The 7,061-nt window shown below is 64.2% G+C and carries 4 protein-coding genes and 1 rRNA gene; all 5 read right to left on the bottom strand.

All coding sequences use genetic code 11. From position 1 onward, the window contains the following. Positions 1 to 143 precede the first annotated feature (143 nt). Positions 144 to 1,352, bottom strand: coding sequence for a DUF3322 domain-containing protein (locus tag Q0S71_RS18445; RefSeq protein WP_295999067.1), 1,209 nt, complete (start codon positions 1,350 to 1,352; stop codon positions 144 to 146). Next, positions 1,349 to 4,684: an ATP-binding protein gene (locus Q0S71_RS18450; protein WP_295999077.1), complete on the bottom strand. Its 3,336-nt coding sequence runs from the start codon at positions 4,682 to 4,684 to the stop codon at positions 1,349 to 1,351. Before Q0S71_RS18450 ends, Q0S71_RS18445 begins: the two co-directional genes overlap by 4 nt. Before the next feature lie 74 nt (positions 4,685 to 4,758). Beyond that, positions 4,759 to 5,364, bottom strand: a complete 606-nt coding sequence (locus Q0S71_RS18455) for a DUF4194 domain-containing protein (RefSeq protein ID WP_295999070.1) — start codon at positions 5,362 to 5,364, stop codon at positions 4,759 to 4,761. Beyond that, a complete protein-coding gene (locus Q0S71_RS18460) occupies positions 5,364 to 6,800 on the bottom strand; it encodes a DUF3375 domain-containing protein (RefSeq protein WP_295999073.1) in 1,437 nt (478 codons plus the stop codon). The genes Q0S71_RS18455 and Q0S71_RS18460 overlap by 1 nt, the downstream gene beginning before the upstream one ends. Positions 6,801 to 6,930: 130 nt before the next feature. Beyond that, positions 6,931 to 7,043, bottom strand: a 5S ribosomal RNA gene (rrf, locus tag Q0S71_RS18465). Positions 7,044 to 7,061: the final 18 nt, after the last annotated feature.

A 7,061-nucleotide genomic window follows, 5' to 3' on the forward strand; every position in this document is an offset into this window, starting at 1 on the left:
AAGAGTATGAAGCGTTTGAAGCATTTCGTCAACCCCTTCTTTTTACTACCGAACCGTTTCTGGTTCGCCCCGTTCGCCGTATTTACATACCGTTTTGCGGGGAGGCGAACTATAGCAAAGCGCACTATTGCTTGCAAGGCTTATTAGGATTTTTCGATCGAAACCGTAATCGCCTGTGTCACCCAGGTATATCCCAAGCGCTCCTGCTCCATGCGGACGTACTCACCGAGCTCGTTGTCGCGCAGCATGGCGAACAGCCGGCCTTCTTCGTCCGTGAGGCGCTGTAGCGTGCCGACGAAACGCTTATCGGCATCTTCACATCCCCACAACGTCCGGTGTTCCAGCAGCGTCAAGCTATCCATCAACATCGTTCGCGCGTGTGGCAGCGCTGCGCGCAGGCGATCAAGAATCGCAAACCCGTGGGTATCGATGTCGCCCCAGTAGATGACGTCCTTATCGCTGAGCCAGGCGATATCGGCCAAGCGTTCGACCGCATAGCCACCACCGAAGATCACCATGCTGTCCGACGCATCAGGAAAAGCCAGTCCATTCACCTCGTTTTCGGTGATGAACACATGGCGCACGTTCGGAAACAAGCTGGCGAACTGCGCCACCGGCACCGCGAGGTCGGACATGCCACCGATATAAGCAGCCGGATCGAGCATGCGGAAGCGGATCAGCGCCGGCTTGCCCAGCAGGCCATAGCGCGCCTCGAACTGACGGACGCCGGAAGCGTTCGCATCGATGGCGTCGGCCGGCAACACCTGATCCAGCAACTCCGCCAGCAAACCCTTGCGCATTTCGATGAATTTGCTGTCGACGCCGGCGATGTCAAGCTGCCGCAGATACAGGCCGGGCCGTGGATGCGCCACAAACCACCGCAATATCGACAGGATGCGCGGCCACGCTGCGGCCTGTTCAAGCAGCGTCACCGGGCGCCGGGCCAGCCAAGCCCGCAGCGACGGGAAGGCCGCCAGCGTGGCGGCGGCCAGCGCGTCGAAACGGCGCGCATCGGCCAGACGCCCGAGTAGCCGCAGGGCATCCTCCGCGCTGGGTAAAATAATTTTCTCCGGCAGGCGGTTGCGTCCCAGTTGGCGGTGGTTGATGTCGCGCCAGACGATTTCATAACCATGTCCCACGGCCGGCCTGGCCCCCTCCTCCAGCGCCCGGATCCAGCGGCGCGCTTCATCGAACTGCGCGGCCAGCGCCGCGGCGGCGGGCGCGCGCACGCTCAACGACAGCGGGAACACGGTCTCGCCGCTCAAGCGCGCCGCCAGCAAGCTGCCATCATCCCAGCGGCGTTGCAGCTGGGCCCGGATCTGCTCCGGCGTGGTCCAGGCCGGAGCGCTCATGTCGCCCGGGCGTCGCGCTCTGCCTGGTATTGCTCGATGCTGAGGTAGCGCAGCATCGACTGCCGCCCCTCCTCGCTGTGGACAAAGCCCAGGCCGGCGACATACGGTTCGATGATATGGATCTTTTGCAGCGGTGTGACGATCAACAATTGCAGATTCATCCGCTTGAACAATTCCAGCCCATAGCGCGCCGACTCGTCCGAACCGCGCCCGAACGCTTCGTCGATCACGACAAAACGGAACGAACGCGAACGCAGCACGCCCCACTCCAGGCCGAATTGATACGCCAGGCTGGCGGCCAGCACCGTGTACGCGAGCTTTTCCTTTTGACCGCCCGACTTGCCGCCGGCGTCGGTGTAATGTTCGTGTTCGCGGTCGTCCTCGCGCCAGCGCTCGGAGGCGGAAAACACGAACCAGTTGCGCACGTCGGTCACCTTGCGGGTCCAGCGGCGGTCGACCTCGGCGCTGCCGACACGGCCGCGGAAGCGCTCGATGATGGCTTTCACTTGCAGGAATTTGGCCTCGGAATATTCCTCGTCGTTCGAGCCGGTCAGCGCGCCTTCGGTGCAGCTGCGCAAGTCTTGCTGGAAGTCGCGCAGGTCGGCGTCCACGTTCTGCTCGGCTTCCAGCGCGATGTAGCGGTTGGGGTTGTAATCGATGTCGCGCAAGGAGCGGTTGATGATATCGATGCGCTCGCGGATGGTCTCGCGTTCGCGCTTGAGCTGGGACTGGAAGCCGGCGATCTCGCGGATCGTGTTTTCATTGAGCAGCTCCTTGAAGCGCCCGGCGAAGCGCGGCAAATCGTCCGCTTGCAGCACGGCCAGCATCTTGCCGAACTCGCCGGCGGCGTCGATGCTGACGTCGACCTCGTCGGTGTCGAGCGGCCATTCCTTCTTGTATTCGCTCATGGCGTGGATGATGCGGTCGCGCAGCGTGCTGATTTTCTTCGCGTCCGCATCGAGCCGGGCCTGCAGGAAGGCGCGCATATCCTTTTCGCGGTTGTCGCAGGATTCCACCGTCAGCTTGTGCTCGCCAAGGGCGTCCGCGCGCAGCGCTTCGAGCGCGGGGAAGAACTGCGCCCGCGCCGCGTCCGGCGTGGCCGCCAGCAAGCTGCGGCAATCGTCGAGCAGGCCGGCGGCCTGGGTCTGTTTCTCGGTCAGCGTGGCCTGCTCGGCCGTGCGCGCGCGCAATTCGACTTCGCTGTCGGCCTGCTCTTGCGCCAGCGCCGCCAGTTGCTGTTGCAGCACGCGCAGCAGGTCCGACGCCGCCTCCAGCGCCGCCCTTTCCGCCTCCAGCCGCTCGATGGCGAGCACCAGGGGCTGCCAGTCGAGCTCCTTGAAATTGTCGAACATGGCCAGCTTCTGCCAGCGGCCCAATTGCAGATCATGCTCGGCGCGCTCGTGCTTGAGGGCGGCGATGCGCGCGCTGTGGACCTGGCTGCGGGTGGCGACGTCGCGCTCCTGTTTTTCCAGCGCCGCGATCTTGGCCGCGTTCGACCAACCCAGCACGTAGTGCGAGCGATCGTCCAGATTGCGCCTGTCGTCCTTTTCATGGCGCTCGCCGCCGGCCTTGATCTGGCCGTTGCGCGTGATCGCCAATTTTTCGCGGCGAAACTGGTCCAGGCTGTCGCAGCACACGTAGTCGAAGCGCCGCGCCAGTTCCGCTTCCAGCCAGCCATAAAATGGGGAGTCGGGTTTGACCTGCAGCTTGCGCACCAGCGATGCCGGCTGCGGCACGCGCTGCTCCGCCGGCGCCGTCGGCCGCACCCGGAAATACACCAGGCGCGCACCCAGATGCGTACCGTCCACCCACGCCGCCACGTCGGCATAATGGGCCTCCGGCACCAGCAGCGCGAGGCCGAAATTGTGCAGCAGCCGCTCGGCCGCGCCCTCCCACTGGCGGGCGTCCTCGCGCACCTGGATCAATTCGCCGACATAGGGTAGCTGATCGGCGTCGAGCTTGAGCGCCACGCACAACATCTCGCGCAAGGCCAGCATCTGCGCCGGAATATTGGTGCGGCGCTGGCGCAGGGAAGCGAGCTCGTTCACCAACACCCGGTGCTGCTGGGCCAATTCATGCACGCGCACGCCGGCCTCGGTCAAGGCGTTCTGGCAAGTGTCGCGCTGCGCCTCGCTGCGTGCTTGGCCGCCTTCGAGCGCGCGCTGGTTGGCCAGAAAGCCGACTTCATCGGTGGCGCCACCGAGGCCGAGCTCGCCCGCCAGCGCATCGTACTGCTGCGACCGGCGCACGCGCTCATGACGGCCCGCTTGCTGGCGCGCGATCTCGCTGTCGATCTGGGCCAGGCGCTGGCCGCCATTGTCGGCGATGGCCTGACGCAACTCGTCACGGCGCATGCTCTGCGCCAGGCGCTCCTGCTCGACGCGCTCCAGCCGCGCGACGGCCTTGTCCAACTCGATGCGCAGCTGCCGCAAACGGCTTTCCAGCAACGCGCTCTTGAGTTCGGCGAACCAGGGCCGCAACGCTTCGCGGCAGCCACGCAATTCGCTTTCCCGCTCGACCAGCGCGGCGTGCCGGTCGCCGTCGGCGATCAGCGGCGCCAGCTGTTCGATCTGGCGTTTCGCCTTGAGCACCGCTTCGTGGGCGCGGTGCAGATCATCGAAGTGGGCGATCAGCGCGGCGATGCGCGGCTCGACCGGAAACGCTTCGAGCATGTGTTCGCGCACGAACTCGGTCAGGTTGCCGACTGATTTCATCGACACGGTTTGATGGAACAAGTCCATCGCCTGCTCGTTGCCGATGCCGAAGCGGCGGCGGAACTCGGTGCCATACGGCGGGAAGCTGTCATGCACGGTCACGCCGGCGGTGGCGCGCAGGCGCTTGCGCAGCTGGTTGATGTCGGTGCCGAAGTTGGCGCAGTGCTCGGCGATGGACAGGGCGCTGTCTGCCACCACATAAAACCGCTCGGGCTGGCCGCGCGCATCCTTGAGCCAGAACACCTGGGCCAGCGTGACGGTCTGGTCGAAGCCTTCGTTGTAGAACACGCCCAAAATCACCGCGTAGGTGTGCTGGTCGCGCAGGGCCACGGCGCGCGCGGCCATGCCGCTGTCGCCGCGCTCCGATTTGTAATGGCCGAGCACGTAAGTGCGCAGGCTGCGCTCGTGGGCGTCGGCGCCGGCCGCCTTGTTGTAAGAGATTTTCTGAGCCGGCACCAGCAGGGTGGTGATGGCGTCGACCAGGGTCGATTTGCCGGAGCCGATGTCGCCGGTCAGCAGCAGATTGTCGCCGTTCGGATGCAGCTTCCAGACGTGTTCGTGGAAGGTGCCCCAGTTGTAGACCTCGAAGCGGTGCAGGCGGAAGCCGGCGCGCTCCACGCCGGCCCGTGTCGCCTCGGCGCCGCGCTCGAAATCGAGCGGCAGCGTGTCCGCGTCGCTGGGCGGCAAGCCCGTCACGCGTCGTCTCCGGCCAGCATCGCGGCGTGGCTGCCGTAGTCGGCCAGCCGCTGCTGGAAGTCGCTCAGCCATTGCGCGTCGACGAAGGCCTTCAAGATACGCCGCACTTCAAACTGGTGCTCCTGGCCACGCATGCGATGCAAAAATCCCAGCTCGACCACCTTGTTCAGATGCGTCTCCATGCGGTCCAGCAGACGCGCCTCGTTGGCCGTGTCCGGCAGAAACAGGCGCACCTGTTCGACGATCTGTTCGCGGCTGAGCACCAGCCGGGTCTCGCCACCGCTGTTGTCGAATTCCGTCATTTTTTTTCGCAGCAAAACCAGGATCAGGCTGACGGGATAACTGAGCTGACGGCGCGGTATCAGGCGCGGCAACGCCGTCTCGCCATCGGCCGGCGCGCGCTGGCGCAGGTAGGCGTAGCCTTCGGCCTCGTCTAGCAGCAGGTCCAGACCGATCAGCCTGAAGTGGTCCTTGACACGCGCCTGCAGTTCGAACAGCGCCTGCCACAGCGCCGTGTCCTGTTCGCGGTACAGCACACCCTGCATCAAGGCGATCAGCAACTGGCCATAGCGGTTGTCGTTCGGTGGGGCGGTGTCGCTCATCATGCGCTAAAAATAAGTAGGGGGAGCGTGGCCCGGCGCCGAATGCCGCCGGCGTCGGTCCACGCGATGATTTCCTGCTGGCTGTCGTCGATGGTGCTGCGCTGTTCCTGGGTGGCCAGGCTCAGATACGTCGCCAATTCCGCCAGACCCTGCTCCAGCGGGTATTCGTCCAATAAGGCCGACAGCGTGATCTGGTCGCGCGTCTGCAAGGCGCGCCGGATATTGGCGGACAAGCGCAACCGGTCGACATACACTTGCTCGAACAGGGCGTCGCTGGGCACCGCCACGCTGTCTATATCGATGGCCTGTTGCATGATCGTCGGCTTGAACGGCGGCACATAGAGTGCGCGGTCCATCGGCAACCCGAGCGCCGGCGCGGCGGCATCGATCTCGGTGAACACGCCGTCATCGATGGTGCCACGAACGGCCAGGGCCTGCTGTTCTATTTCGCGTATCAGCTGCATGATGCGACGGTTCTCCAGCCGGGCCTGGTCGTCGAGATAGCGTCGCAGCTGCTCGGACAGGCGCGCCACCGTGCGCTGGGTCACGTCGCCGGCCTCCAGCCAGTCGTAATGGATGCGCGTCAAGCGTCCGTCCGGCTCCAGTTCGCGCACCGGGTCTAGCGCCAGCACCGCGCTGAGCAGCGTGGTCAGTTCGTCCTGCCGGGTCGGCGACATGAGCAAGTCCCAAAAGGCGCGGAAACTTTTGCCTTCGTCGGAGTCGGCGATCACATCGCGGCGGCCGAATATTTCCTGTAGCAGCGCGCCCTTGCCGCCGTCCCAGGTGGCGATGCGTTCGCGCACGGCCCGGTCCAGGCCACGGAAATTGTGGTCGACCGCGCGAAAATCCGACAGCAGCTCGCGCGCGGTCGATGCCATTTGCAGAAAGCGCTCACGGATCTGGGTCGGCTCCATGAGGTCGAGCCGGCCCTGGCCGATCTGCACGATCTCGGCGTCGATGGCGGCCTTGCGCCGTTGCAGCTCGGCGATGCGGGCGCGCGGATTCAACTCGGTGCCGTCAATGATCTGGCGCAGCAGGTCGAACACCGTCATCAATCGCGACTCGGTGCCGATGAACTGGCGCTGACCGAGGCCGGCCAGCCATTCGATCGCCTGTTCGGTCGACGAGCTCAGGTCGTAATGCGGCTCATCCTGGCCGCTCGGATAATATTTGCGCAGCCAACCGCGTTCGTCGGCGGCCCAGTCGTCCAGATAAGCGGCGGCCGGTTTCGGAAACAGGATTTCGCCGGCCACTTCGTGCAGGTGGTAAAGGTAGTCGTCGAGCTGGGACGCCAATTGCTGGCGCGCGATGGTGCGCAAATTCGGCGCGATAAAACTGCGGTGCAAGAAGCTGGCGATCATCGGCGCGTGATCGGCCGCCAGCAATCGCCATGCCGGATACGTGCGACGCTGCGTCAGGAGCTGCTGATAATCCATGGGAAAGGGAGCAAGGCGCTCGATGCCAGATGAAGTTGTTTTTAGCGTAACACGATATTCAAGAATTTTTGAAACGAAAGGACGAAAAAAAACCCCACCAGATCACTGGAGGGGTTTTTCAATATAACTAGCCTGACGATAACCTACTTTCACACTGGTTGCAGCACTATCATCGGCGCAAAGTTGTTTCACGGTCCTGTTCGGGATGGGAAGGGGTGGGACCAACTTGCTATGGTCATCAGGCATTGACTTGTACCGGGC

The sequence above is a fragment of the Rugamonas sp. genome (assembly GCF_025354735.1).
GTDB lineage: Bacteria > Pseudomonadota > Gammaproteobacteria > Burkholderiales > Burkholderiaceae_D > Rugamonas.

What these genes read in the sequence shown, in the direction of transcription:
- Q0S71_RS18445 (WP_295999067.1), bottom strand. Translation starts at nt 1,352, where the DNA reads ATGAGCGCTCCGGCCTGGACCACGCCGGAGCAGATCCGGGCCCAGCTG.
- Q0S71_RS18455 (WP_295999070.1), bottom strand. Translation starts at nt 5,364, where the DNA reads ATGAGCGACACCGCCCCACCGAACGACAACCGCTATGGCCAGTTGCTG.
- Q0S71_RS18460 (WP_295999073.1), bottom strand. Translation starts at nt 6,800, where the DNA reads ATGGATTATCAGCAGCTCCTGACGCAGCGTCGCACGTATCCGGCATGG.